This window comes from Brevundimonas sp. UYEF29 (genome assembly GCF_040546195.1).
In the GTDB taxonomy this organism is placed as follows: Bacteria; Pseudomonadota; Alphaproteobacteria; order Caulobacterales; family Caulobacteraceae; genus Brevundimonas; species Brevundimonas huaxiensis.
On record NZ_JBEPNH010000010.1, the window covers coordinates 34,926 to 60,775 of the forward strand.

At 67.1% G+C, this 25,850-nt stretch carries 25 protein-coding genes; 8 read left to right on the forward strand and 17 right to left on the reverse strand.

What is annotated here, in order from left to right; all coding sequences use genetic code 11:
• Nucleotides 1–38: 38 nt before the first annotated feature.
• Nucleotides 39–542: a c-type cytochrome gene (locus tag ABIB58_RS13815; protein ID WP_045811452.1), complete on the forward strand. Its 504-nt coding sequence runs from the start codon at nucleotides 39–41 to the stop codon at nucleotides 540–542.
• Nucleotides 543–546: 4 nt separating this feature from the next.
• Here ABIB58_RS13815 and ABIB58_RS13820 read toward each other — a convergent pair whose 3' ends face one another.
• From ABIB58_RS13820 to ABIB58_RS13835, 4 genes are all read right to left on the reverse strand, one after another.
• Entirely contained in the window at nucleotides 547–3,753 is a 3,207-nt protein-coding gene (locus tag ABIB58_RS13820) for an efflux RND transporter permease subunit (protein ID WP_354041823.1), read from the reverse strand.
• A complete protein-coding gene (locus ABIB58_RS13825; RefSeq protein WP_354041662.1) occupies nucleotides 3,753–4,856 on the reverse strand; it encodes an efflux RND transporter periplasmic adaptor subunit in 1,104 nt (367 codons plus the stop codon). Before ABIB58_RS13825 ends, ABIB58_RS13820 begins: the two co-directional genes overlap by 1 nt.
• Before the next feature lie 112 nt (nucleotides 4,857–4,968).
• The gene (locus tag ABIB58_RS13830) at nucleotides 4,969–5,547 is read right to left on the reverse strand and encodes a hypothetical protein (protein ID WP_354041827.1); all 579 of its coding nucleotides are present in this window, start codon (nucleotides 5,545–5,547) and stop codon (nucleotides 4,969–4,971) included.
• Between the two features lie 191 nt (nucleotides 5,548–5,738).
• The gene (locus tag ABIB58_RS13835) at nucleotides 5,739–6,503 is read right to left on the reverse strand and encodes a class II aldolase/adducin family protein (protein WP_354041666.1); all 765 of its coding nucleotides are present in this window, start codon (nucleotides 6,501–6,503) and stop codon (nucleotides 5,739–5,741) included.
• A gap of 173 nt (nucleotides 6,504–6,676) precedes the next feature.
• On the opposite strand from ABIB58_RS13835, the gene ABIB58_RS13840 reads away from it, so the two are divergent.
• The 3 genes from ABIB58_RS13840 to ABIB58_RS13850 all read left to right on the forward strand — a co-directional run bounded on the left by ABIB58_RS13840 (nucleotide 6,677) and on the right by ABIB58_RS13850 (nucleotide 9,165).
• Nucleotides 6,677–7,801 (forward strand): DUF2336 domain-containing protein, encoded by a 1,125-nt coding sequence (locus ABIB58_RS13840; RefSeq protein ID WP_354041670.1) that lies wholly within the window; start codon nucleotides 6,677–6,679, stop codon nucleotides 7,799–7,801.
• 31 nt (nucleotides 7,802–7,832) lie between these two features.
• A complete protein-coding gene (locus ABIB58_RS13845) occupies nucleotides 7,833–8,627 on the forward strand; it encodes an NAD kinase (protein ID WP_502909775.1) in 795 nt (264 codons plus the stop codon).
• Between the two features lie 61 nt (nucleotides 8,628–8,688).
• The gene (locus ABIB58_RS13850; RefSeq protein WP_354041677.1) at nucleotides 8,689–9,165 is read left to right on the forward strand and encodes an Hpt domain-containing protein; all 477 of its coding nucleotides are present in this window, start codon (nucleotides 8,689–8,691) and stop codon (nucleotides 9,163–9,165) included.
• 120 nt (nucleotides 9,166–9,285) lie between these two features.
• On the opposite strand, the gene spbR is transcribed toward ABIB58_RS13850, so the two are convergent.
• Nucleotides 9,286–10,425 carry a SpbR family protein gene (gene spbR / locus ABIB58_RS13855; RefSeq protein WP_354041679.1) on the reverse strand — a complete coding sequence of 380 codons (1,140 nt, stop codon included), beginning with the start codon at nucleotides 10,423–10,425 and terminating at the stop codon, nucleotides 9,286–9,288.
• A gap of 88 nt (nucleotides 10,426–10,513) precedes the next feature.
• A complete protein-coding gene (locus ABIB58_RS13860) occupies nucleotides 10,514–11,311 on the reverse strand; it encodes a transglycosylase SLT domain-containing protein (protein WP_354041682.1) in 798 nt (265 codons plus the stop codon).
• A gap of 166 nt (nucleotides 11,312–11,477) precedes the next feature.
• Here ABIB58_RS13860 and ABIB58_RS13865 point away from each other — a divergent pair, with 166 nt between their 5' ends.
• Nucleotides 11,478–12,212, forward strand: coding sequence for a TonB family protein (locus ABIB58_RS13865; protein WP_354041685.1), 735 nt, complete (start codon nucleotides 11,478–11,480; stop codon nucleotides 12,210–12,212).
• On the opposite strand, the gene ABIB58_RS13870 is transcribed toward ABIB58_RS13865, so the two are convergent.
• Together ABIB58_RS13870 and ABIB58_RS13875 are read right to left on the reverse strand one after the other, a co-directional pair.
• Nucleotides 12,209–13,222: an NAD(P)/FAD-dependent oxidoreductase gene (locus tag ABIB58_RS13870; protein ID WP_354041688.1), complete on the reverse strand. Its 1,014-nt coding sequence runs from the start codon at nucleotides 13,220–13,222 to the stop codon at nucleotides 12,209–12,211. The genes ABIB58_RS13865 and ABIB58_RS13870 overlap by 4 nt on opposite strands.
• A gap of 48 nt (nucleotides 13,223–13,270) precedes the next feature.
• A complete protein-coding gene (locus tag ABIB58_RS13875; protein WP_354041691.1) occupies nucleotides 13,271–15,118 on the reverse strand; it encodes a phosphoenolpyruvate carboxykinase (GTP) in 1,848 nt (615 codons plus the stop codon).
• A gap of 195 nt (nucleotides 15,119–15,313) precedes the next feature.
• Between ABIB58_RS13875 and ABIB58_RS13880 the strand changes: the two genes are divergently transcribed.
• Nucleotides 15,314–15,949: a DUF938 domain-containing protein gene (locus tag ABIB58_RS13880; protein ID WP_354041695.1), complete on the forward strand. Its 636-nt coding sequence runs from the start codon at nucleotides 15,314–15,316 to the stop codon at nucleotides 15,947–15,949.
• On the opposite strand, the gene ABIB58_RS13885 is transcribed toward ABIB58_RS13880, so the two are convergent.
• Entirely contained in the window at nucleotides 15,950–16,441 is a 492-nt protein-coding gene (locus ABIB58_RS13885) for a hypothetical protein (RefSeq protein WP_354041700.1), read from the reverse strand.
• Between the two features lie 279 nt (nucleotides 16,442–16,720).
• Between ABIB58_RS13885 and ABIB58_RS13890 the strand changes: the two genes are divergently transcribed.
• Nucleotides 16,721–17,500 carry a pseudouridine synthase gene (locus ABIB58_RS13890; RefSeq protein WP_354041703.1) on the forward strand — a complete coding sequence of 260 codons (780 nt, stop codon included), beginning with the start codon at nucleotides 16,721–16,723 and terminating at the stop codon, nucleotides 17,498–17,500.
• Here ABIB58_RS13890 and ABIB58_RS13895 read toward each other — a convergent pair.
• The 7 genes from ABIB58_RS13895 to ABIB58_RS13925 form a co-directional block, all read right to left on the reverse strand.
• Complete coding sequence (locus ABIB58_RS13895; protein ID WP_354041707.1) at nucleotides 17,497–18,249, reverse strand: ATP12 family chaperone protein; 753 nt, start codon at nucleotides 18,247–18,249, stop codon at nucleotides 17,497–17,499. The genes ABIB58_RS13890 and ABIB58_RS13895 overlap by 4 nt on opposite strands.
• 17 nt (nucleotides 18,250–18,266) lie before the next feature.
• Nucleotides 18,267–19,766, reverse strand: a complete 1,500-nt coding sequence (locus tag ABIB58_RS13900; RefSeq protein ID WP_354041710.1) for a putative 2OG-Fe(II) oxygenase — start codon at nucleotides 19,764–19,766, stop codon at nucleotides 18,267–18,269.
• Nucleotides 19,763–20,788 (reverse strand): RluA family pseudouridine synthase, encoded by a 1,026-nt coding sequence (locus tag ABIB58_RS13905; RefSeq protein WP_354041713.1) that lies wholly within the window; start codon nucleotides 20,786–20,788, stop codon nucleotides 19,763–19,765. Before ABIB58_RS13905 ends, ABIB58_RS13900 begins: the two co-directional genes overlap by 4 nt.
• On the reverse strand, nucleotides 20,785–21,180 hold the full coding sequence (gene crcB / locus ABIB58_RS13910) for a fluoride efflux transporter CrcB (RefSeq protein ID WP_354041717.1): 396 nt from the start codon (nucleotides 21,178–21,180) through the stop codon (nucleotides 20,785–20,787). The genes ABIB58_RS13905 and crcB overlap by 4 nt, the downstream gene beginning before the upstream one ends.
• Before the next feature lie 40 nt (nucleotides 21,181–21,220).
• The gene (locus ABIB58_RS13915; RefSeq protein ID WP_295234736.1) at nucleotides 21,221–21,709 is read right to left on the reverse strand and encodes a CC0125/CC1285 family lipoprotein; all 489 of its coding nucleotides are present in this window, start codon (nucleotides 21,707–21,709) and stop codon (nucleotides 21,221–21,223) included.
• 64 nt (nucleotides 21,710–21,773) lie between these two features.
• Entirely contained in the window at nucleotides 21,774–22,499 is a 726-nt protein-coding gene (locus tag ABIB58_RS13920; RefSeq protein WP_354041722.1) for an RluA family pseudouridine synthase, read from the reverse strand.
• Between the two features lie 16 nt (nucleotides 22,500–22,515).
• Nucleotides 22,516–23,832: a replication-associated recombination protein A gene (locus tag ABIB58_RS13925; RefSeq protein ID WP_354041726.1), complete on the reverse strand. Its 1,317-nt coding sequence runs from the start codon at nucleotides 23,830–23,832 to the stop codon at nucleotides 22,516–22,518.
• A gap of 74 nt (nucleotides 23,833–23,906) precedes the next feature.
• On the opposite strand from ABIB58_RS13925, the gene ABIB58_RS13930 reads away from it, so the two are divergent.
• The gene (locus tag ABIB58_RS13930; RefSeq protein ID WP_354041730.1) at nucleotides 23,907–24,329 is read left to right on the forward strand and encodes a VOC family protein; all 423 of its coding nucleotides are present in this window, start codon (nucleotides 23,907–23,909) and stop codon (nucleotides 24,327–24,329) included.
• A 4-nt stretch (nucleotides 24,330–24,333) separates the two neighbouring features.
• Here ABIB58_RS13930 and ABIB58_RS13935 read toward each other — a convergent pair whose 3' ends face one another.
• Entirely contained in the window at nucleotides 24,334–25,737 is a 1,404-nt protein-coding gene (locus ABIB58_RS13935; protein ID WP_185224777.1) for a Do family serine endopeptidase, read from the reverse strand.
• Between the last annotated feature and the right edge of the window lie 113 nt (nucleotides 25,738–25,850).

The following is a 25,850-nucleotide window of genomic DNA, read 5'->3' on the forward strand; positions in this document are numbered from 1 at the left end:
GATGCGTTGCGCTATCACAAGGCAAACAGGAAGCCGCAATGACACGCCACGCCCTCGTCGCCCCCCTTCTTCTGGCCCCGCTTTTGACCCTGGCAGCCTGTGGTCAGGACGAGCCGTCCGCAACCACGCCTGCCGCGCCGGCTCATGTACTGACGGATGCGGAAAAGGCGACCCTGCTGGCATCCCTGCCCGCCCCCTACAATGCGGGCGATCTCGAGAACGGGCGTCGGGCGTTTGCGCGCTGTCGCGCCTGCCACACCATCGGCGAAGGCGGCCCCGACATGGCGGGGCCGAACTTGTACGGGGTGTTCGGCCGCAAGGCGGGCGATCGCCCGCGCTACAACTATTCAAACGCCATGCGTACGGCGACCTTCACCTGGGACGCCGAGAAGCTGGATCACTGGCTGGAAAACCCGCGCACCTTCCTGCCCGGCAATAAGATGACCTTCCCCGGTCTGCCCGACGCCACGGATCGCCGCGACGTCATCGCCTTCCTGAAGGTGGAGACGGGCTACAAGCCGGAGCCTGCGCCCGCCGCCTGATCGATCACGCCTCGGGCAGTTCCCTGGGGCCGCCTTCGCGCAGTTCCTGGGCTTCCCACTCCTCGATCTTGCGGGCGGTCCATTCCGGCGACTTGGTGAAGCGCGCCAGGACGCCATAGATCACCGGGACCACGAACAGGGTCAGGACGGTGGCGAAGATGGCGCCGGTGAAGATCACCACGCCGATCGTCTGACGGCTGCCGGCGCCCGCGCCTTGCCACAGCACCAGCGGCAGGGCGCCGAAGGCGGTGGCGATCGAAGTCATGATGATCGGACGTAGACGCAAGGACGACGACTCGATGATCGCCTCCCGGATCGACCGCCCCTGGTCACGCAGTTGGTTGGCGAACTCGACGATAAGAATGCCATTCTTGGCCGCCACGCCGATCAGGATGATCAGGCCGATCTGGCTATAAATGTTCAGGCTCGAGCCCGCCATCAGCAGGCCGAAAAGCCCGCCCGCCGCCGCCAGGGGCACCGTCAACATGATGACCGCCGGCGTAATCCAGCTTTCGAACTGGGCCGCCAGAACCAGGAAGACCAGCAACAGCGCCAAACCGAAGGCTGCGAACACGGCCCCGCCCGCCTCCTGCTGATCGCGCGCCGCCCCGCCCCACTGCGTGACGACGGCGCCTTGCGGCTGCTTCGCCGCCTCGGCGTTCAGGAACTGAATCGCGTCGTCGATCGTGGTGCCAGGGTTGAGGTCGGCTTGAAGCGAAATGGCGCGCTGGCGATCCAGACGGCGACGGTCGGGCGTGTCGCCGCTGGTCTTGGTCGTGACCACGGCCGACAAAGGCACCAGTTGGCCGCCCCCGGTCGCGACATACAGGGCTTCCAGATCGGCGACCTCGCGACGATTGTCGCGCTCGGTCTGCAGGATGACATCGTATTCCTGACCGCCCTTGATGTAGGTCGTGGCGCGGCGAGAGCCGAACATGGTCTCCAGCGTGCGGCCGATGGACTGAGACGAAACGCCCAGCGCGGCAGCTTTCTGCGGATCGACATCGACCAGCAGACGCGGGGAGTTCGGCTCATAGTTCAGGCGTGGACGCGAGAAGCCGGGATTGGCCTGGGCCGCAGCCAGCATAGGCTGAAGCCAGGCGTAAATCTGCTGATAGTCGCTGCCGGTCGCGATCAGCTCGATGGAGTTGGAGTTGCCGCCGCCCCGCTGGAAGGCGCCGGGGGTCGAGGCGTTGACCTGGGCGCCCGTCTGGCCGCGCAGCTTGCCGTTCAGCTCCTGAGCGATCTCGGCCGCTGAGCGGTCGCGCTTGGACCAGTCGGCGAGCGTAAGGACCGCATTGCCCGAGTTGAAGCTGCCGCCGCCGAAGCCGGGCGCGGACACCAGATAGCTGTCGGCCTCGCCGCTGGTCTTGTATTCGGCCAGCAGAGGCTCCAGCCCCAGCATGATCTTGCGCGTGTAGTCAAAGCCCGCGCCTTCGGGTCCGGCGACGCGCACCGTGACCCGGCCGCGATCCTCGTCCGGCACCAGTTCGTTGGGCAGGGTCAGGAAGATGCCGCCCGCCCCCGCTGCGACCAGGAGGATCAGGGCGCCGACGCCGATCACCGCGATGCGACGGCCCAACAGCATGTCCAGCGACCGGCCATAGGACGACTTCAGCCGGTCCATGCCCCAGTCGACCTTGCGCGCCACCCAGCCGCCGCCATGGGCGGGTCGCAGAATCTTGGACGCCAGCATCGGCGACAGGCTGAGCGCCAGGAAGGCGGAGAAGGCCACGGCCGCCGCGATCGCCGCCGCCAGCTCTACGAACAGACGCCCGACATATCCGGGCAAGAAGAGCAGGGGCGCGAAGACCGACAGCAGCACGATGGTCGTGGCCACGACCGCGAAGAAGACCTGGCGCGCGCCACGCTCGGCGGCGACCAGCGGCGGCTCGCCGTGGTCCAGACGACGCTGGATGTTCTCGACCACCACGATGGCGTCATCGACCACGAGGCCGATGGCCAGAACCAGGGCCAACAGCGTCAGCAGATTCAGCGAGAAGCCCAGCGGCGCCAGGACGATGAAGGTCGCCAGCAGACAGATCGGCGCCACGATGGACGGGATCAGCGCGGCCCGCAGGCTGCCCAGGAAGATGAAGTTCACCAGGGCCACCAGCGCCATGGAAATGCCGATGGTGATCCAGACCTCGTCAATGGCGTGTGAGGTGAAGACCGAGTTGTCGGATCCAACCTCGATGGTCACGCCCGGCGGCAAGGTCGGCCGGATTTCCTCGATCATCTTGTGGACGCCGTCCGAGATGGCGAGGTCGTTCGACTGCGCCTGACGGGTCACGGCCAGGCCGATCTGATCCATCCCGTTGCCGCGGAACAGACGCCGGTCTTCTTCCGGCGCTTCCTCGACGCGGGCGATGTCGCCCAGGCGCGTCACATAGGTGGGCTGCCCCTGGATGATGGCCGACGACCCGCTGCCCGTCCCTGTGGCGACTGTCGCCGAGGTCGAGGCCGAGCCGCGCGTGCCGATGGGCAGTTGGCGGAAGTCTTCCGGCAGGGCGTAGGTACGCGCCACGCGGACGGTGTAGTCCTTGTCCGTCGATTCCAACGAGCCGGCGGGCAGTTCGACGTTCTGGTTCGTCAGGGCCGTCTCGACGTCGTTGACCGTCAGGCCCCGCGCCGCCATTGCGGCGGAATCCAGCCAGATGCGCATGGAATAGCGCTGCTCGCCGTAAATGTTGACCTGGGCCACGCCGGGCACCGTCGCCATGCGGTCGATCAGATAGCGGTCGGCGTAGTCGGTCAGCTGAAGCCGGTTCATGCTGGTCGAGCGCAGGAAGACGATGATGATCGGCTGGCTGTCGGAATCGGCCTTGGCGACCTCCGGCGGATCGGCCTGATCCGGCAGGCGGCCCACCACGCGGCTGACACGGTCACGCACGTCGTTGGCGGCGTCGTCGATATTGCGGTCCAGCGAGAACTCGATGTTCACGTTGGAGCGCCCGTCGCGGCTGGTCGAGTTGATGCGCTCGACGCCCTGGATGCCGGCGATCTGCTGCTCCACCGGCTCGGTGATGCGGCTCTCGATCACCTCGGCCGAGGCGCCGGCGTAGCTTGTGTTGACCGAGACGATAGGCGGATCGACGTCCGGCAGTTCGCGCACGGGCAGGAAGAAGAAGGCCGCCGCGCCAATGACGCACAGCACGACGGCCGCGACGGCCGCGAAGACGGGCCGCCGGACCGAAACGTCGGACAGCATCATTTGGCGGCGCCCGACTTGCGACCCTGGCCGCCCACGCTAACCGGCGCGCCCGGCTGAATACGGTTCAGGCCCGATCCAACGATGCGGTCGCCCGCCTCGATACCGGACAGGATTTCGACGAAGCCGTTCTCGACGGCTCCGGTTTCGACCTCGACCCGCTGGGCGGTGGAGCCGTTCTGGCCGGGCGCGATGCGATAGACGAAGGCGCCGGCGCCTTCATATTGCACGGCCGACTCGGGCACGGCGGCGCTCTGACGCTGGCCCTGCTGAACCGCGACACGCATCAGCATGCCGGGACGGATGCGGCCGCCGGGGTTGGGGAACTCCGCGCGCGCGGTTGCGGCGCGGGTCGTTTCGTTGACGCGCGTGTCAATCAGGGCGATCCGGCCCGTGAACGGCTCGTCGCCATAGGCGTCTGCCGTCGCCGTCAGTTGGGCGCCGGGACGCAGCAGGTTCAGATAGCGCTCAGGCAGAGGGAAATCGACGCGGATCGTCGAGGTGTCGTCCAGCGTCGTGATCACCGCGCCCGGGTTGATCAGCGTGCCGGGCGTCACCGTGGTCAGACCGACACGACCGGAGAAGGGCGCCCGGATCACCCGGTCGCCGCGACGCGCCTGGGCCGCCTGCAACGACGCCTGGGCGGTTTCGAGCGCAGTCTCGGCCTGTTCCAGCATGACCTGGGGCGCGACGCCCCGGTCGGCCAGGGCCTTGTAGCGATTGTATTCGCGCTGAGCCTGATTGACGTTGGCGCGGGCCTCGATGATGGCCGCGTCTTCCTCGCGCGCCTGAAGCTCGACCAACGGTGCGCCGGCCGAGACGTACTGGCCGTCCGCAAACAGGACGCGGGTGATCAGTTCGGTGGTCGAGGAGGTGACGTTCACCGAGCGCTCGCCGCGCGCCACGCCTAGGACGCGAACCTGGTCCGAGAAGGGTCGCTGCGCCACGACGGCCTCGGACACCTGCTGCGCCCCGCGTCCGCGACCGCCGCCCGGCCCCGCCGCCTTCTTTTCATCTCCTGCGGAGACCTTGACGATGGCGGCGACGACCATCAGAGCAAGCAGGACAGCGGCGGCGACGAGGAAGAAGTGACGTTTGATCACGCGGGGGTCTCTCGATCAGGGGGACGCCGCATGCATTACCGGGTAATGAAGTGCGCGCAATGTTACGTATCAGTAACGTGCCGGATCACATTTTCCGTCGCAGAAATCTTCCCTAAAATCTTCGCCAGATCGCGAGAACGGGCCCACGGCTGATTGGAATTTCCTGGCCTGCGACGGTTCGTCTCCATCCCGCCTGCACGCTCCACGCGCCGAAATCACGCACGACCGAGGCTTCCAGAGACAGCCAGCGCGCGCCGCCGTCGGCCGCGCCGCCGAACGCCTGACCCAGCACCGTCCAATCCTCGCCGATCCGTGTGCCTGCCGTGGCGTCGATGCGGGTTTCATCCGGCAGGCCGTCACGCAGACGGCGTGCGGCCTGAAGCTCGACGAATGCGCCGTCCATTCCCCAGCGCTCGCCAATGCCGCCCAGGGATCGGCCGACCGAAACTCGCGCCTCCCAATCGTGATCGCCGACGCCCGGCGCGGCATAGCCGGCGTTGCGCCCCTCCCCGGCCTGGGTATAGCCGCCGTAAAGGCTGACGGCGTTCCGGTCGTCGCGCCAGACCTGCCAAGTTGCGCCGATCTCGATGGGGCCGCGCCCGCTGTAATCGACGAAGGCGTCCTCACCGTCCTGCCAGTCCGCCTTCAGCTGAAGCGTCAGCCGATCCGACACGCCGTATTCGGCGAACACGCCCAATGTCGCGTCACGCCGCCGCCCAGGCAGATCACCCTCCTCGCCAGCAGCGTCGAAGCCGGTATCGGCGCTCAGCCGCTCGTATTTGACGATGGCCTGGCCCTTACCCTTCGGCTGGGTCCAGGTGCCGGCGAGCGCTTGGGTCGGCGTCAGCGCCGCGAGGACCAGCGCCCCCGCGATAAAGGGAACTAGGCGTCGTAGCCCGGCGACTTGCGATCCAGCTGTCGCAACGCGCCCGGCCAGGCCAGAGACGAGATGAAGCCGATGCCGCGCCCCTGCTCCTTGGTCTCGACCTGCGCCTCGTCCGGCGCCAACAAGATGTGCTCGCGCCCGCCAGACAGAGCCGCAACCTGCTGCGCGCAGGCCCTCTCCAGGAAGAAGATGCCGATCCATGCCTGAGCCGCCGTTTCCCCGACCGCCAGCGTGCCGTGGTTTCGCAGCAGCATCAGCGGTTTGTCCCCCAGGTCGGCGACCAGACGTTCGCGTTCGTCATGGTTCAGGGCCAACCCCTCGTACCCATGATACGCAACCTGATGCTGCAGTAAACACGCGTTCTGACTGACGGGGAGCAAACCTTCGGCCTGAGCGGCGACGCCCACCCCGTTCACCGTATGCAGATGGATGACGAACTTGGCGTCCTCGCGCGCGGCGTGGACGGCCGAGTGGATCGTGAAGCCCGCCGGATTGATGAAATAGGGCGTGTCCTGGACGATGTTCCCTTCCAGATCGACCTTCACCAGCGACGAGGCCGTGATCTCGTCGAAGTAGTAGCCGTAGGGATTGATCAGGAAATGATGCTCCGGCCCGGGCACGCGCGCCGAGATATGGGTGAAGATCATGTCGTCCCAACCGTTCAGGGCGACGAGCCGATAGAGGGCCGCCAGCTCGACGCGGACCTGCCATTCGGCCTCCGACACGCGCGACTTGATCGAGGGACTGGTTCCGTCCGCCATGATTTCCTCCTGCCTCTGGATGGGCTTTTACAAACCGTCACCCCGCGCGGTCGCGTCGTCAAGCCGACACGGCCGCCGTTGACGTCACGTCACCCGCTGCAACCGCCTTGCTTAACCCGGTCTTCATCACGCAAGCATATGGTTAAGCATCGTCGCCGGTTCGGGGAGCCGCCTTGTCTGTCGTTCAACTGGAGCCGCCCCGCGACGCCTGGGACGACCGGACTGTGTCTGAGCTTCTGGCGCTGGCCAGCAGCCGTTCGGCCGACGACCGTCAGCGTCTGCTGCTGAAAGTCACCTCGCTGTGTGAATCCAATCCGCCGCCGCCCAAGGTCGCGCCGCTTCTCAGCGACATCTTCCTCGCTCTGACGGCCCAGGCCGAGCGGGATATTCGACTGGCCCTGTCCGAACGGATCGCGGGCGTCGATTGGGCGCCGCCTGCCCTGGTCAATATGCTGGCGCTGGATGAGATCGAGATCGCCCGCCCGATCATTACCTCCAGCCCGCTTCTTCAAAACGCCGACCTGATACGCCTGCTGATCGAGGCGACGCTGGAGCATCAGATCGCCGTCGCCCGGCGCCCGCAGCTGGCGCGGCCGGTCGTGGACACCATCGTCGATCGCGCCGAACCCGTCACCATGACGGCGCTGGCGTCCAACCGCACGGCCGACATTGGCGAGGAGGCCATGCGCAAGCTGGTCGATCACTCCCGCCGCATCGCGGGCCTGCGCGCGCCGCTGACGCGTCACCCCAGGCTGAACGAACAGTTGGCTCAGCAGCTTTATCAATGGGTCGGCCAGGCTCTGCGCCAGTCGATCGGCGAACGCTTCCGCATCGACGACGCCCAGTTGAACGCGGCGGTTCAGGACGCGGCGGCGAAGGCCGTCGGCAGCCCGGACTGGCGCGCCATGCCCGCCCGGATGACCGAGGATCGCACACGCATCGACGCGGAACGACGACTGGTGGAAAAACTTCAATCCGCCGGTCAACTGCGCCCCGGCCTGCTGGTCCGCGCGCTGCGGGAACAGCGTTTCGAACTGTTCGAACAGACGCTGGCGGTTCTCGGCGGCTTCAGCGAGGCTCAGGTGCATCACGCCATCCGGGCTCCAACCGCCGAGCCGCTTTATTTGGCCTGCATCGCCGTGGGCGTGGATAAGGCTGTCTTCGCCTCCCTTCTGGTCGAGGTGCGCAAGCTTTCGGGCGGAATGCCTGCCGACGGCGGCTGGAAGGCGACGCCGATGAGCGCGCACGCCGCCTCTCGCGCCTTCCATCAGATGATGCACAAGCCCGCGACCGTTTGACTCTGCGCCCAAGCTCGGGCCACGTCGCCAAGTGACTCAGTCAAGCTCCCCTCCCCTGCCGTCATCGCCCCGATTGGCCTTCGTCGCCAGCGACCGGCCCGAAGCCCAGGCGGCGCGCAAGGCCTTGATCGCCCGCTATAGCGCCGTGCCCGAAGACCAGGCCGATGTGATCGTGGCCCTGGGCGGCGACGGGCAGATGCTGGAAACCCTGCACGGCAATCTGCGCCAGCGTACGCCCGTGTACGGGATGAACCGGGGGTCGGTCGGCTTTTTGATGAACGACTACGACGAAAGCGGTCTGCTGGAGCGGATCGCGACGGCCGAAAAGACCGTCATCCACCCGCTGCAGATGGATGCCTGGACCGAAAGCGGCGAGGTTCACACCGGCCTGGCCATCAACGAGGTGTCGCTGCTGCGCCAGACGCGCCAGTCGGCCAAGCTGCGGATCACCGTCGACGAACGCGTACGGCTTGAAGAACTGTCCTGCGACGGCTGCCTGGTGGCGACGCCTGCAGGATCGACCGCCTACAATCTGTCGGCGCACGGCCCGATCATCCCGCTGGACGCCCGCATCCTGGCTCTGACGCCGATCAGCGCCTTCCGGCCGCGTCGCTGGCGCGGCGCCCTGTTGTCGCACGGCGCCAAGGTGCGGTTCGAGGTTCTGGAGGCCGACAAACGCCCGGTCTCGGCGACCGCCGACAACTTCGAGGTCCGCCGCGTCGCACGTGTGGAGGTGCGCGAGCGTCGTGACGTCACCCTGACCATGCTCTTCGATGCGGGCCGGTCGTTCGACGAGCGGGTGATGGCCGAACAGTTCGCTAACTGATCGGTCACGGCTTCTTAAGCCCGCTACCGTATCTTGGGGCGAACGTCCTATGGAGCCCGCCATGAGCAATCCGGCGCAGATCACCCCTCCGACCAACTCGCTGCGGCTCAAGGTCGGCGGCGGCTTCGGCATCAACGCCGACGCCATCGCCAAGGCTGAGGAGGCGCTGAAAGCCATGTCGGCCCAGTTCGGCCAATGGCTGAACGACGAGATCGTCAAGCTGGACAAGGCCCAGGCCGACATCCGTGAGCAGGGCTACTCCCCCGCCACCGCCGAGGCCCTGTATTTCCGCGCCCATGACTTGAAGGGCCTCGGCACGACATACGAGTATCCGCTGGTGACCCGCATCGCCGGTTCGCTGTGCAAGATGCTGGACGACGCCGATCGCCGCATGACTGCGCCCATCGCCATCCTGGACGCACACATCGACGCCATCCGCGCCGTCGTCCGCGACCAGATTAAGACTGACGAACATCCGACCGGCCGCGCCCTGGCCGAGACTCTGGAAGCCCGCGTCGCAGATCACCTCGCAGGCTGAAGTCCCTCCAGCCGTTTGCGAAAGGTCCGTCGTCTCCGGCGGGCCTTTTTTCTTGTAGCCTGATCGGTTGAGAAGAATCGCTTCGCGATCTCGTCAATGCCGTGAATCAGGCTCTCAGGATCAGGCCGCGTTGGCGGCGGCCAGGCTGAGCGACGGCGACTGATCCAGCCGCTCCATCAGATACGCCAGATCGTCGCGCAGCACGGCCGGACGCTGGGTCAGGAACCGCTCCAGCATCTGATCGCGGAAATAGGCGCTCGACGTATCGATCCCCTCCGCCGCCAGCGCACGCCAGGTGTCGACGCCCGCGCGGAAGGCCTGGAACAGGCGCGGCGGCAATCCCGCGCGATCATAGATTGCCTTCAGCCCCAGCGGACCGGCGTCATGCACCATCAGCCAGGCGCGGTGATGGGGCGTGTTGGCCAGTTCGGCCAGCCCATATTCGAACATCGCCATCTGACCCCGCGCCAGTCCGCGCAGCAGCAGCGATGCGTTCAGGACGCGACGGGCGTTGAGCTGGGCCATGAAGGCCGCCAGATCGGCGCTGACGCTGGCCTGATCGACCAGATCGACCGTCATCCGCTCACGAGAGTATTGGGCCAGACGGATCGCGGTTTCCGGCGCCACAGCGTGATGGCTGATCAAATGTTCGCGCACCGCCTCGCTGGCCAGTTGGATCAACCGCTCGGTCACATGCAGCGGCAGGACCTGGCGATAAGCCACCGCGGTCAGGACTTCGGGCGCTTCGGCGAAACGATCGACGACGGTCGCCAGCGCCCCTTCGGACAGATCGGCGTTGTCGTTCGCCGCCAAGGTGCGAACTGACTGCTCGCATCCTTCGGCCGCCAGCACGGTTGCGACATCGCGCGACACCCGCGCCCGCCCCGCCACGGCGACCTGACGCACGACCGATCCGGCGCGCACGATCTCGATCAGATCCTCGTCGCTGAACGCCGGCGAGGAAGCGATGATCGGCAGGGCGATGCTGTCCAGATCGCCGGCCAGTTTGCGCGCCACGTCGTTGGGAATCAGATCGGACGCCTTCAGCGTCACGGCCATAGCGCGACGCACCAGTTCGGCGGCGTCATTGGCCAGCAGACGCAGGATTTTCTGCGCCGCCGCCCTGTCGTCCTCATTCAGTTCCGCGCGCTCCATATTGCGGCAGAGCTTGTGCGCCGCCTCGGCCCGCTCATCGTCGTCCGTCGCCTTGATCAGGCGTCGAATGTCCACTTCTGTCAGGCGGGCGCGGAAGGCGGTCATGGACGGCTCATGATGGAATCGGACGTTGATCCCAGAATGAGACTGCCATGCTTAACGGGCGGTTTACCATCGGTTGCAATGCAACGACTCAGGTCGATTCCTTGCCATTTGGCGAGAAAGCGCCGCCGAAGCCGCTGCTGGACGATCCATCCTGACCGAGCAGTAGAGCCAGAAGGCCTTGATCCTGCTTCAACCTATCCAGACGCGCGGCCAGCATCTGGTCCTTGTCGCTAAGGTTCGGCACGGCGTATTTCGTCTCGCCGGTTCCAGCGGCGGGTGCGCCCTCGCCAGCCGTGCGCTGCAGATTGGCGTGGACCTCAGCGACCGTGGCGGCGCGTCCATTGCGATAGAAGATGCTGCGGTTGGCCCGCGCAGCATCGGGGAACAGAGCTGCGGCGCTGCCGCCCGGATTGCGATCCATCGCCTCCATCAAACCGGCGGCCCCAGCCGGCCCCAGGAAATGAGCCGCATACAGATCGCCTGCGCCCGGTTCCTTGCCCGTACGTCCGCGCAGATAGGCGGCATTGGACGCCGTCAACTCAGCCGCCATGGTCGAGGCCGCATGAGGATCGAACCGCAGATCCAGCACCACATTGCGCGCCGAACCGTCGACGCGCCAACGCCCGTCCGAACCGCGATGGATCAGGTCGGCGTACTGGCCATAGCCGTGCTGGGCCCCGTGCTGCTTGACCGTGCCCAGCCAAGTCTGTTCGATGAATTGGAACAGGCCGGCGGCCGAAGAGGTCGGGGCCTTGGCCGACGGGTTCATCGCGCTCTCGCGCCGCGCGGTCTTGACCAGGAAGTCATAGTCCACGCCGACGGCGTTCGACGCGCGCCGGATGGCCGCCTCTACCCCGCCAGTCGATGGAATCGCTCCGATACCCATGTGCGAAGGGTCGGCGAACGTAGTTAATCAACTCTTAATTCTTAACAGCCACGTTAACGCCTAGACCTTCGTCGAACGGGAAAACTTCGCCGTAAAGCCGCCACAACCTGAGCGCTCAACTTCCAGTTACGGGCGCTGCGGGGGCGGTGAACGAGGGAGTGACATTATGATGATCCGTGCCGCCGGTGGTCCCGGCTTGATCAGCCCGATCGACTTCGGGGAACGCAAGAAGCCTATCCCGCGGTGGATGCTGGGCGCCATCGGCGTCTCGGTGGTCCTGCACGTGGCGGCGGGGGTGGCGCTTTATAATCAACGGTTCGAGCTGAGTGGGCTGACGCCACCAGTGAAGCCCGATGATCCCATCGATATCGTCTTCCAAAGGCTGCCGGAGCCCAAGCCGCTTCCGCCCACGGTTACGGCCGCCCCGCCGACGCCAATCCACAAGCCGGCGCTGACCGTTCCTGTCGATGTGCCGACAATCGCACTCACCCCGCCAGAGAACGCGTCCAACACGGCGCCGCCCGGACAAGTGATCGTCAGCACCGCCCCCACCGGCGTCGAAGGCGGCACGGCGACGGTCGAGACACCACCGCGTCCGCCTTCGGTGATCAACAATCCATCTTGGGCCAGTCGCCCATCGGCGGCGCAGATGGCGCGGGCCTATCCGACTCGCGCGGCGGAAAACGGCACGCCGGGCTCGGCCACGCTCAGTTGCGTGGTCAATGCGGACGGCGGCCTGACCGGCTGCCGGGTCGTGGGAGAGACGCCGAGCGGCCAGGGCTTCGGCCGCGCCGCGCAGAGCCTGACGCGGTCGTTCCGCATGAACCCGCGCACCGTGGACGGCCGGCCCGTCGACGGCGCGACCGTCAACTTCACCGTCCGGTTCGCGATGGAGGGCTAGAACCGACCAGGGTCGAGGGCGCGGGCGTGCGGCGACGCCGTCCGCCCCTCGATCGCATCGGCGACCACGGCGCCGACCAAGGGCCCCAGCAGCCATCCGTTTCGACGCGGCGCCAAGGCCAAAAACAGACCCTCTTCACCAGGCGCCACGCCCGCGAGGGGCAGACCATCCGCCGTCGCGCCTCGGATGCCGACGCGCCATTCGATAGACAGCGGCTCAGGCGACCGACCCAGCGCGGTCCACGCCGCTTGGGTCAGGCGTTCGGACGCCTCGGCATCCGGCGCCGTATCCCGCCGCCCCGGCTCCATCGTCGCTCCGATGGCCGCGCCAGACGCCATCGGCGCGACATAGGCGCCCGGCCCGCGCACGACATGATCGACAAGATGTCCGGCTGCGACGCCGATCTGTCCGCGGATCGGCTTAATATCTGCGATCAAACGGCGCGCGGCCTCGGGCAGACCCGCGACAGCGTCACCGGCGCCGGTGGCCAGTACGACCGCCTCGGCATCCAGCCGCTGATCGCCGACTTCGAGCCGCCAGCCGCCATCGGTGCGGGCGATCGTCGTCACCCTTCCCGCGATCACAGCCTCGCCCAGCGACTGCCTCAGCGCCTCTAGAGCCTGTGCTGGCTGGACCTGATAATCGTCATCGGTCGTGACGCCGACGCCATCGCGCCGCGCGTCGAAGCCCAGCGCGCGCAACCGCGTCTCCATCCCCTTCACATCGCCGCCTCGCCATTCGGCGGGTCGATGCGCCAGAGCGATACCGGCTGCCGTCGCGAACGCGGGCCACAAATCACGGCCTGCTTGAAACAGCCGGGCGCGATCAACCGACACGTCGTCGATTGCCGACTCCATCGCCGGGGCGATCATCCCCGCAGCCACGAGCGAGGCGTTCACCTCGCCCGGATCGACCACCAACACCGTCCGGCCGCGCCGATGCAGCTCGAACGCCGTGCAGAGGCCCAGCACGCCCGCGCCGATAATCACGATGGGAGAGGAAGACGTCACGGGCCGTCTGATCGACCCGCAACGCCCCTATTGCAAGATGGCTTTCGCCTATTCCGCCGCCATCGAGGCCGCGCCGGCGTCGTCCAGACGCGCGACCAGGGCCGCGTGCTGGTTCCACAGGGCGGTCGGCAGTCGATCGCCGAACTGGCGATAGAAGTCGGGGATCAGCGCCGCCTCTTCGACCCAGACGCCCGCATCCACGTCCAGCAGGGTCGACAATTGCGCCGGCGTCAGGTCCAGGCCTGACAGGTCCAAGGCCGTGACTGACGGCACGCGCCCGACCGCCGTATCGACCGCCTCGGCGTCGCCGTCGATCCGCTCGCTGATCCACTTCAGCACGCGCGCATTGTCGCCGAAACCGGGCCAGACGAAACGGCCGTCCTGATCCTTTCTGAACCAGTTGACGAAGAAGATGTGCGGCAGCTTCGAGGCGTCTCGCCCCTGACCCATCTTCAGCCAGTGGGCGAAATAGTCGCCCATGTTGTAGCCGCAGAAGGGCAGCATGGCGAAGGGATCGCGGCGCAGTTCGCCCACCTTGTTCTCGGCCGCCGCCGTGCCTTCGGACGCCACGGTCGAGCCCATGAAGACGCCGTGCTCCCAGTCGAAGGCTTCGGTCACCAGAGGAACGGCGCTGGCGCGACGCCCGCCGAACAGGATGGCGTCGATCGGCACGCCCCTGGGATCTTCCCATTCCGGCGCGATGGCCGGGCATTGGCTGGCGGGCGCCGCGAAACGGGCGTTGGGGTGGGCGGCGGGTTCGCCGGACGCGGGATCGTGCGGACGCCCCTTCCAATCGGTCAGACCTTCGGGCGTCTCCTTGGTCAGACCCTCCCACCACACGTCGCCATCGTTGGTCAGGGCGGTGTTGGTGAAGATGGTGTTGGAGGCCAGGGTCTCCAGCGCATTGTGATTGGTGTTGCGGCTGGTGCCCGGCGCGACGCCGAAGAAGCCGGCCTCGGGATTGACGGCATACAGCCGTCCGTCGTCGCCGAACCGCATCCAGGCGATGTCGTCGCCGATGGTCTCGGCGGTCCAGCCCGGCAGGCTGGGCTGCAGCATGGCCAGGTTCGTCTTGCCGCACGCGCTGGGGAAGGCGGCGGCGACGTATTTCGCCCGGCCCTTCGGATCCGTCAGCTTCAGGATCAGCATGTGCTCGGCCAGCCATCCCTCGTCGCGAGCCATGATCGACGCGATGCGCAGGGCGTAGCATTTCTTGCCCAACAGGGCGTTGCCGCCATAGCCGGAGCCGTAGGACCAGATTTCCCGCGTCTCCGGGAAATGCACGATCCACTTGTCGTCGTTGCAGGGCCAGGCCACGTCCGCCTGACCGTCGGCCAGCGGCGCGCCCAGCGTATGGACGGCCGGCACGAACACCCCCTTGTCGCCCAGCTGATCCAGCGCGGGCTTGCCCATCCGGGTCATCACCCCCATCGACAGGGCGACATAGCCGCTGTCGGTGATCTCGACGCCCAGGGCGCTGATCTCGGACCCCAGCGGGCCCATGCAGAACGGGACGACATACATCGTCCGCCCGGCCATGCAGCCGTCGAACAGACCGTCCAGACGCTCACGCATCTCGATCGGATCGGCCCAGTTGTTGGTCGGGCCGGCGTCAGCTTGGTCATCCGAGCAGATGAAGGTGCGGCTCTCGACGCGCGCGACGTCGCGGGGATCGGAGGCGGCGTAGTAGCAGCCGGGCCGTTTGGTCTGATCCAGCGTCTTCAGCGTGCCCTTGGCCACCAGGTCGGCGGTGATGGCCTCTTTCTCGGCCTCGGAGCCGTCGCACCAATGAACCTTGGCGGGCTTGGTCAGGGCGGCGATCTGCTCGACCCAAGCGATCAGCCCGGCATGGGCGGTGGGCGCCGGGCGCAAGCCGGGCGTGGAAAGATTGGACAAGGACGTCTCCTGAGCAAAAAGAGCCCGGCGATCTGACGCCGCCATGACCCGACACATAACGATCACACACTGTTACAAGCGGAATGCGCCGTCGTTTCCGCCACGTCAAACCGCGCACGAAAGCGCCGATGTCTACCGGTGTCGTCGGCAAAAGATCGCAGATGCGAGAGCGCCGTCGCAGCGGTAGAAGGGCCTGTGCAAACACTGGATTCGCTCACTGTCCTGCCTGACGGCGCGCTCACCTCGCCTGCCGCGCGTCGAAACGCCGAGGCGATTCTTCGCGTGCTCCGCGCCCATTTGCCGGCGCGTGGATCGGTGCTTGAGATCGCGTCCGGATCGGGCGAGCACGCCGCCGCCTTCGCCGCCGCCCTGCCGGATATGGATTGGACGCCTAGCGACCCCAGCGACCAGGCCCGCGACAGCATCGAAGCCTGGAGCCGTCAGCTCGCTGTGTCGAACCTAAACCCGCCGTTGGCCCTCGACGCAAGCGATCCTATGACCTGGCCGACCGACACGTTCGACGCTCTCTATTGTGCGAACATGACGCACATCAGCCCTTGGTCGGCGACCGAGGGGCTGATGGATCTGGCCGGTCGGGTCCTGAGACGCCCCGGCGGCCTGCTGGCGCTTTATGGCCCCTACCGCGAGGCCGAGGTTCCGCTGGCGGAGTCGAACGCGGCCTTCGACGCCAGCCTGAAGGCGCGAAACGTGGAATGGGGCTTGCGTGAGCGCGAAGCGGTCGAGGCCGTGGCCCGCTCACATGGCCTTGCGGCCACGCTGCGGGTTCAGATGCCGGCGAACAACCTCATCCTGCTGTTTCGCGCCGTCTGATCAGCCGATCGCGCCGACCAGCTTGGACAACTCGGCCCGCTCGTTCAGCAGGGTCACCGCCCCGTCCTTGAACACTGCCCCATCCGCCTGGGCCGGCACGCCGAAGCTCTCTGCCGCCAGCGTGACGCCGTCGGCGAAGGCGATGACCGTCAGGCCGTTGGCGCGCGCCAGGTCGATCAGCGACCGCACGGCCGCCAGCGGCGCCTCGTCCGTCGAACCGCCTGGCACGACCAGACCCTTCAGACGCCCCTCGGCGATGTCCTTGGCCGTTGCGGTGGCCAGCACGGTCACGCCGCCGGCGATCAGGCTGGCGTCGCCCGTCGAGATCGGGGCCAGGCCCACGCCCTCGGCCCGCAACGCGCCCTCCATGTCGCCTAACTCGCCAAACGCCATGTCACGCCGCATCACCAGCCCCATGCGCAGACGGGTAGGAACAGGACGGTTGTAGCCAGTGCGACGGGGGGCTGCGGAAGATTTGTTTTGAGCGAACAAGACGTCTCCTTGAGATGTTTCAATACTGATACAGGTCCGACAAGCGACGCTGTCGAACCACCCACGCCGATGACCAGAAAAACGAAAATCGACGGGCCCGACGCGTGTCGTCCCGCACTCTGGGTCATTTGTGGAATGCCGCCAGATATAGTGACGATCCCATGTGGATCAACCTGCCAGTTTGAACGGACTCGCCTTGCTGATCCTGAAAACGGCGCCCCGCTTGCTCGCGATCCCGCCCGGCTTTAGACACCCGCATCGACTGGACGACGGAATCGCATGGCCTTCACCCGCACCTATGACGGCGACGAACCCGTTCGCGTGAACAAGTGGCTGGGCCAGACCGGCGTCTGTTCGCGGCGCGAGGCCGATACCCTGATCGCCAACGGTTTGGTCTCCATCAACGGCGAGACGATCAGCGACGCCGGCCGAAAGATTCAACCGGGCGAGACCCTGACGCTGAACGACACCGCCCAGGCGGCCTTGGCGACGGGCCTGACCCTGGTGCTGCACAAGCCGGTCGGTTACGTCTCGGGTCAGCCCGATCCGGGCAAGATCCCAGCCGTGCGATTGCTGAAGACGCCCAATCGTATCGGCGAGGGCGAGACGCCTGCGCGAGACGCCTCCCTGCCCCCGATCGGTCGGCTGGACGAGGATTCACGCGGCCTGCTGCTGCTGTCATCGGACGGCGTCGTCGCCAAGGCGGTGATCGGCCCGGCGTCCGAGCTGGACAAGGAATATCTGGTCGTCGTCGAAGGCCAGATCACCGAAGGCAAGCTGAGCAAGCTGCGCCACGGCCTGTCGCTGAACGACAAGCCGCTAAAGCCCGCCCGCGTCACCCAGACAGGTCCGCAAAGCCTTCGCTTCATCCTGACCGAAGGCAAGTATCGCCAGATACGACGCATGTGCGAACTGGTCGGGCTGAAGGTCGTGGATCTCTATCGCATCCGCATCGGCCCGCTGGAGCTGGGCGACCTGCCCGAGGGCCGCTGGCGTCACCTGACCAATCAGGAACGCGCGATGCTGATCGCGGCCTCGACGACGCCTCCAGCGCCCTAATCGAGCGCTCTGAACCACCGATCCAGCAGTTGCGCTTCGGCGCGGCGCGCCTCGGTGCGTTCGGCGGCCTCGGCGTCCACGCCCCACTGCTCTTCCTGGAACAGCTCGTCGATCCGCGACAGGTCGAACGCCGCCCCGCCATCCAACGCCCCCTGCTCCACCGCCAAGGCCAATACGGCCGACCCCAGCAGAGGCACGGCCGTCGCCAGTCCGGTCAGGCGGAAGTCGTCCAGTGACAGGGCATGCGCTTTCACCTTGGCGATAGCGTCCGGCGACTGCGACCGATGCACGATGCCTTCAACCGGCTCCAGCACCACACCCATCTCGCGCGCGGCCCAATCGCGCCACGGACCCCACCCCCGCGCCTGCCGTTCGACCAGCGGCGTCGGATGCTCAGCCAGATAGCAGACCACGTCCGATCCGGCATAGGCGGCGATCTCGTCCGCCACCGCATCGCGCGCCTGACCGATCCGGTCGATCGCGGTCGAGGCCAAGCGCGTCGCCGGCATGGTCGACGGATCCAGAAACTGCCCTTGGGCCGCCCATTCGTCGGCGACCAACTGCGCCGCAGCCTGCGTCGGCAAGACCAGCGCCGCCTTGGCCGGCGTCTTCGGCTCACGCCCATCCAGCAACACGGCCCAGGCCCCGTCTGCATGCGGCCCGACGCCCACCTCGGTCCAGAAGCGGGAGATGCGATCCGGCGACTGTTCGACGAAACGCGGACGATGCGGGGCGGGTTGATCGGTCATCAGAAGGTCCGTTGGAATCAGGCCGGCACGACGTCGAACGCCAGGGTCAGACGCGACGCCTCGCCGCCGAACGGCTGGGTGCCATGCCACATATAGGAAGGAAACAGCACCAAGGTGCCGGGTTGGGGCTGCACATAGTGTTCTGCCGCCAAGCTCGGCAGGCCGGGCGGCGCGCCGAACCGCAACCAGCCCTCGCGCCCCTCGCCCTGCACCGCCGGCGGCAGTTCGATATGGCAGGCCGAGGACAGCCAGCCGTTCGAATGGATATGGTCGGCGTGAAATCCGTTCGGCCTCAACCGCACCGACCAACTGCCCTGGACGCGATAGTCGCCCGTATTGCGCGCTCTCAGCGGATCGTCGCCACGGCCCAGCGCCGCCATATAGTCGCGGATCGGCTTGTCGATGGCCTGGAAGAAGGCGCGAATGGCCGGATTGTCGTTCTGGGCCAGGGACGCGCTGGTCTGCGATCCCCCGCGCAGCGACTGGCCTACCGGATGAGTCTTCAATGTGTGCAGATCGTGCAGCGCCTTCGCCAGATCGACCAGATAGGCCTCCAGCGACGCCCACCCTTCCGGCGCCTCCAGCCGACACGGCCGCACGAAGGCGTCGTAGTCATACAGTTCACGATATCGAGGATCGCCCAACATCCGCCACGCCGTCGCCTGAAAGGCCAGCACATGCTGGTTCAGCGGCTCGCGCGCCCTTAGCGCTTCAATGGTAGCGAGCGCCGCCTTAGCCTCGCCCAACGCCAGAAGACATTCGGCCTGGGTCACCATAATCGCCGCGACCTCGCCGCCGGCCAGCGCCGCCGCCCGATTTGCGTGGTCCAGCGCCCGACGCGGGTCCCGCGTCAGGCACGCCTGCGCCGCCGCCAATTCTCCCGGCCCATCCAGCGGCCCGGCGACTAGGGTGTGATAGGCCCGCTCGCCCTGCCCTGCATATTCCAGCAGCTTCGCCTTGATCTGGCGCAGCAAGGGCGTCGCCGGCGAAACGGCGATGGCGGCGTCCAGCGGCGCGCAGGCGCCCTCCAGATCGGCATCCCGCATCCAGATCAACTGGCTGAGATCGCGCAACACGTCGCCATAGCCGGGCCGCCGCAGCAGCGCCTGACGATAGGCGTTCTCGGCCTCGTCGAAGCGGCTTTGCGACTGCAGCGCCCGCGCCAGCACCAGCCAGGTTTCCGGCGCATCCCCGCCGATGGACATGGCGGCGCGACACGCGACCTCGGCCTCGGCCGCCCGCCCGAGATCGCCGAAGGTGGACGCCAGATTATGCCAAGCCGGCACGCTCTGCGGCCGAACGGCGATGAGGCGCTGCGACAGCGCCGCGCTGTCGTCCAGACGCCCCGCCCGCTTCATCAGATCGGCCTGCACTGACAAGGCCTGCCACGGCGCATCGGCCTGCTGCACTATCGGCGCCAGCATATCCAAGGCCGCGTTCAGCCGCCCGGCGGCGGCCAGAGCCTTGGCCCCTTCGACCGTAGCCTGCCAAACCAGCGCTTGGAGGCCCGACGTCACCGGATTCGCTTCACGCCCAGGAACGGATCGTCTTCGGCCTCATCCTCGGAGAAGCCGAAGTGGGCGAAGCCGGCTTTCATCTCGGGGCTCAAGGGGGCCGTGACCGTGAGAACGCCGCCGCGCGGATGATCCAGTTCGATGCTGCGAGCGTGCAGTTGCAGCTTCAGGGGGCCCGACAGTTCGCGCGATTTCTCGTCGCCGTATTTCGGATCGCCCAGGATCGGATGGCCGATCCCCGCCATGTGTGCCCGAAGTTGGTGCGTCCGGCCGGTGAAGGGGCGCAGCGCCATCCACGCCGCCCGGTGCGAGGCGCGGCTGATGGTGCTGAACGCCGTCTCGGCCGGTTCGGCGCGCGGGTCCTTGCGCTCGGCCGGGCGCATCATCTCGAAGTCGTTGATGCCGGTCTTCTTCAGCGGCATGTCGATCTGGCCCGAATAGGGTTTCGGATTGCCGATCACGATGGCCCAATAGGTCTTCTTGGCCTGCCGCCGCGCAAAGGCGCCCGACAGACGCTTGGCCGCCTCCGGCCCCTTGCCCAAGAGCAGGACGCCCGAGGTGTCGCGGTCCAGCCGGTGGACCAGACGCGGCCGCTCCAATCCCTCGCCCCAGGCCGACAGCAGACGATCGACGTGACGGCTCGTCTTGGTCCCGCCCTGCACCGCCAGGCCATGCGGCTTGTTCAAGGCGATGACCATGTCGTCTTCGTACAGCACCAGCGACTTGGCGAAGGCGATGTCCTTTTCCGACAGGGTGTGGGCGTCGCCCGCCTGTCGTGATGTGTCGTCGGGGATCGGCGGTACGCGCACGGCGGCGCCGGCGGTCAATCGCCCCTCGGGCTTGATGCGGGCGCCGTCCACGCGGATCTGACCGCTGCGGGCCATCTTCTGCACCTGGATGTTGGACAGGTGCGGCCAGCGCCGGCGGAACCAACGATCCAGCCGGATGCCGTCCTCGTCCTCGGCGACATAGATCGTCAGGACTTCGCGCTTGGGCGCATCTGCTGCGGGCGGCTGATCGGTCAAGCGGGAACTCCAAAGGCGCGGCGGGCGACCATCAGGCCGACGAACAGGGCCGCGATCGCCAGAACCACCGAGCCGATCACATAGGCCGCGGCCAGGCCGATCTGGCGGCGCTCGATCATCTGCACCGCTTCCAGCGAATAGGACGAAAAGGTCGTGAACCCGCCCAGCACGCCGACGGCGGCGAACAGACGCACCATCTCCTGCTGCGCCCCGCCCCGGAACGCCAGCCAGCCGACGAGCAAACCCATCAGCAGGCCCCCGGCGACATTGGCGGCGAAGGTGCCCACGGGCCAACCGGCATTGGGCGCGAACCGCCCGGCGGCAAGGCCCAGGCCATAGCGCGCCATGGAGCCGATAGCCCCCCCTGCCGCAACGAGAAGAAAACGTGTCATCGTGCGGCGATATATACGCCGCCCGCGCCGAAAGCGATGGTCAGCGCGGGATGGCGCTCTGGACCGCGCGCGCGTCATAGGCGTTCGGACGATCCGGCTTCTGGCCGCGTCCCAAAACGACTTCCAGCGTCGTCGAGGTCGGCTGCGGCCCACTGAAGTTCAGACCGACGCCCACGCCGACGCCCGAGGCCGAATAGCCCCCATATCGGCTGCTGCCGCCGCCGATGGAGACGCTCGGACTGACGCCGCCCGCGCCTCCCGGCCGGCCATCGGTCCAGCTCTGCGTCACCTCAAACCAGTCGTAGCCTTGTTCGGTGGTCAGGTCGGCAGCGCGCACCAGCGCCCAATCGGCGACACGGCCCGCGGCGCCGACGCCGTTGTAGGTGACACGATAGCGGTTGGATTCGATCCGCTGCTCGGAATACCCCTGCCCGTTCGGGCCCATCTGTGCGCCATAGGGCGCCAGGCTGGCGCAGGCGGTCAGAGCCAGGGCGGAAAGACCGGTCAGGGCGAGGGCGAGACGCTTCATCGGAGGTATCCTTTCAACGACATAGCGCCAAAGCGCGCACGGCGTTCCCTGAAGCGCCCGCGCCCTAAAGACCCAGCGCCGTCTTCAGCTTGGCGAAATCCTCGGGTGGCGGCGCTTCGACCGTCGTCGTCCCGCCTTCGGGATGCGGAAAGCTCAGTTTAGCAGCGTGCAGCATCAGGCGCGGCGCCGGCCCGACCGGCGTGGTCAGGGCGCCGCCGTAGCGCACGTCCCCGATCAACGGCCGACCGATATGGGCCATGTGCACACGCAGCTGATGCATCCGCCCGGTCAGCGGCTCCAGCTCGACCACGGCCCCTTCAGGTCCTGCGGCCAAGGTCCGATAGCGGCTCTGCGACCCTTGCGCGCCCGGCGCGTCAAAGGCGACGACCCGCATATAACTCTCGCGCCCGATTTCCTCGCGGCGCAACGGCGCGTCGATGGTCGCCGCCTTGGGCTCCGGCGCGGCCGACAGCAGGGCCAGATACTGTTTCCTGAAACGCCGCATCTGCAACGCCTTGCCCAGAAAACTGGCCGCCGGCTTGGTTTTGGCCGCCAGGATCACGCCGGAGGTGTCCCGGTCCAGCCGATGCACCAGCTCCGGCCGCTTGCCGTTCGAACGCGCAAACGCCCACAGCAGGTCGTCCAGCGTATGGGCCTTGATCCGCCCGCCCTGGCTGGACAGCCCCGGCGGCTTTGAGAAGGCGATGACGTGCGCATCCTCGTGGATCACCCACGACCGGACGGCGGCGATTTCGTCTTCGGACAAGGCGACGGGCTGGCGGTCGGTCATCGGGGGCTTCTAGAGGTCAGTCCGCCTGGCCGTCCACCGCCATCCGTGCTCGCATCTCGGCCCAGCGCTCCAGACGCGCCTTGACCTTCTCTTCGTGCCCCTCGCCTTTGGGCTTATAGAAGGTGCGACGCTCCATCTCGTCTGGGAAGAAGTTCGCGCCCGAAAAGCCCTCGGCCGTGTCGGGGTCGTATTGATAGCCCTTGCCGTACCCCAGCGACTTCATCAGCTTGGTCGGGGCGTTGCGGATATGGGCGGGCGGCATAAGCGACCCTGTCTCATAGGCCGCCTTCCTGGCCGCCTTGAACGCCTCATAGACCCCGACCGACTTGGGCGCCGTGGCCAGGTGCACCACCGCCTGAGCCAAGGCCAATTCACCCTCGGGACTGCCCAGGAAATCGTAGGTGTCCTTGGCCGCATTGGCGACCAGGATCGACAGCGGGTCGGCCTCGCCGATGTCCTCGACCGCCATCCGCACGATCCGCCGCGCCAGATAAAGCGGGTCCTCGCCCCCGTTCAGCATCCGCGCCAGCCAGTACAGCGCCGCATCCGGGTCCGACCCCCGCACCGATTTATGCAGCGCGGATATGAGGTTGTAGTGTTCTTCTCTCGACTTGTCGTAAGCGGGCGCACGGCGTTGCAGCACGCCCGCCAGCCCTTGAACGTCCAACCGCTCGCCCTCAGGCAGGTCGAACAGCACCTCCGACATCGTCAGCAGATACCGCCCGTCGCCGTCGGCCAGGGCCAGCATCGCCTGCCTCGCCTCGGGCGTCAGCGGCAGAGGCTGTTCCATATGCGCTTCGGCCCGCGCCAGCAGTTGGTCCAGCGCCGCGTCGTCCAGACGTTTCAGCACATAGACCTGGCTACGCGACAGCAGCGCCCCGTTCAGCTCGAAACTTGGGTTCTCGGTCGTGGCCCCGACCAGGGTCACCACGCCTGCCTCGACGAATGGCAAAAACCCGTCCTGCTGGGCGCGGTTGAAGCGGTGGATTTCATCGACGAACAGCAGCGTGCTCTGTCCCGCCGCCCGCCGCATCCGCGCCGCCTCGAACGCTTTTTTCAGGTCGGCGACGCCCGAAAACACCGCGCTGATCGCCTGATATTCGTATCCCGCCGCCTGGGCCAGCAGCCGCGCAATCGTGGTCTTGCCCGTTCCCGGCGGTCCCCACAGGATCATGGATCCCAACCGCCCGGCCTCGATCATGCGCCGGATCGGCCCGCCTGGCCCCAGCAGATGATCCTGCCCCACCACCTCGTCCAGCGTGCGCGGACGCAGGCGGTCGGCCAATGGGGCGTCGGGGGGCAGAATGCCGGAAGCTTCGAACAGGTCGCTCATGGGTGCGACCTATGTAGGCGTTCGCCAAAGGCTTTTCACGCGTCAGTATGGCGAACCGCCACGGAGACCGCCCCATGACCGACGCCAATCCGAACCAGGGTCCGACTTCTGGCGTGACGCCCCACCTGACCATCCCGTCGCGCGGGGCGTCTGCGGCGATCGACTTCTACATCATCGCCTTCGGCGCCGAGGTTCTGGATCGCCGTCTCGCCGACGACGGCGATCGGCTGATGCACGCCCACCTGAGGATCAACGGCGCCAGCGTCATGTTGAATGACGAGTTTCCGGAATACGGCGGTTGCCAAGATGTCCGCCCGGCCGGCGTGACCCTGCACCTTCAGGTCGCCGATCCCGACGCCTGGTGGACCCGCGCCATGACCGTCGGCGGCGCCGAACCCGTTCTGGACATGGCCGACCAATTCTGGGGCGACCGCTACGGCGTCCTGCGCGACCCCTTCGGCCACACCTGGTCGATCGGCGGGCCGACAAAGGCCTGACGATCTATCGCAACACGCCGCGGATCTGACGGCCGCCACGGTTGACGACGACCTCCCACGGCCCGCGACCGGAACTGGCGGCTTCGACATCACGAGCCGAGCCGATCGCGCGGCCATTGATGCTGACGATCAGGTCGTTCTGGCGGAAGCCCGCACGGGCCGCATAGCCACGGCCGGACACGCCGGTCACGATGACGCCCGTCGCGAACGGATCGCCGCCCAAGCGGTCCGCCAGAGCGGGGCTGAGCGCCACGACCTCGGCGCCGGCGAAGGGGCCGGACTGGATCGTCACCCCCTGCTTGGGGTCGGCGTCGCCCGGCAGGGTCTGCACCCGCGTGGTCAGGGTCTGCGCCCGACCGTCGCGCAGAATGGACACCTGCACCTGATCGTTCGGATTGCGCGAGCCGACGCGGTAGTTCAGCCCGTTCTGGTCGTTGATCTCCTGACCATCGACGGCGGTGATGACGTCGCCCTGACGAATGCCGGCGCGCGCGGCCGGACCGTTGGCGTAGACGTCAGTGACGACCAGTCCCTGCGGCCGGCTCAGGCCCAGGCTGCCGGCGATGTCGCCAGTCACAGTGTCGCCCTTCACGCCCAGCCAGGGCCGAACCACAGCCGTCGCGCCGCCCAGGGCGCTGTCGACGACCCGCTTGACCATGGCCGCCGGCACGGCGAAGCCGACCCCGGCCGAGGAGCCCGAGCGCGAGAAGATGGCGGTGTTGATGCCGATCAGATCGCCGTCCATGTCCACCAGCGCCCCGCCCGAATTGCCGGGGTTGATGGCTGCGTCGGTCTGTATGAAGGACCCGCTGTCGGAAATGCCGGTCTCGGTCCGGTTCAGGGCCGAAATGATGCCGTTCGTCACCGTCTGGCCCACGCCGAACGGATTGCCGATGGCCAGGACCAGATCGCCGACCTGCTGCTCTTCCTGATCGTCGATGGCCAGCACCGGCAGCCGATCGCTGACGTTTTCCAGCCTCAGCACGGCGATATCGCTGCGCTCGTCGGCCAGGATGACGGTGGCGGGAAACTCTCGCCGGTCGTTCAGCACCACCTTGATCTGCTGGGCGCCGTCAATGACGTGGTTGTTGGTCACCACGATCCCGTCCGAACGGACGATGACGCCGGAACCCACGGATTCCGCCACCCGCGCCTGGGGAATGCCGCCGCCAAAGAACTGGAAGAAGGGATCGGCCTGCACTCGCTGCACGCTGCGCGCCGAGATATTGACCACGGCTGGCGCAGCCGATCGCACCACGGGCGCGAAGCTGGACTTCATCCCCGCCGCATCGGCCGGGGCGGTGCGCGTCGGCTGGGCGAACTCGCCCTCCTGCGCCTTGGAGTTCGAGGGATTGCCGCACGCCGACAGGGCGAAGGCGGCGGCGAGCACGATCGATCGGGTCTTCATGGGCATCCGAGACTGGGGCATCCGAGACTGGCAAGCGTAGAATGACGCCATTCCGCACCCGGTTTCGGGCCGGATCAAGGCGTGGGACTGTCATCAACGGACAAGCTTTACAG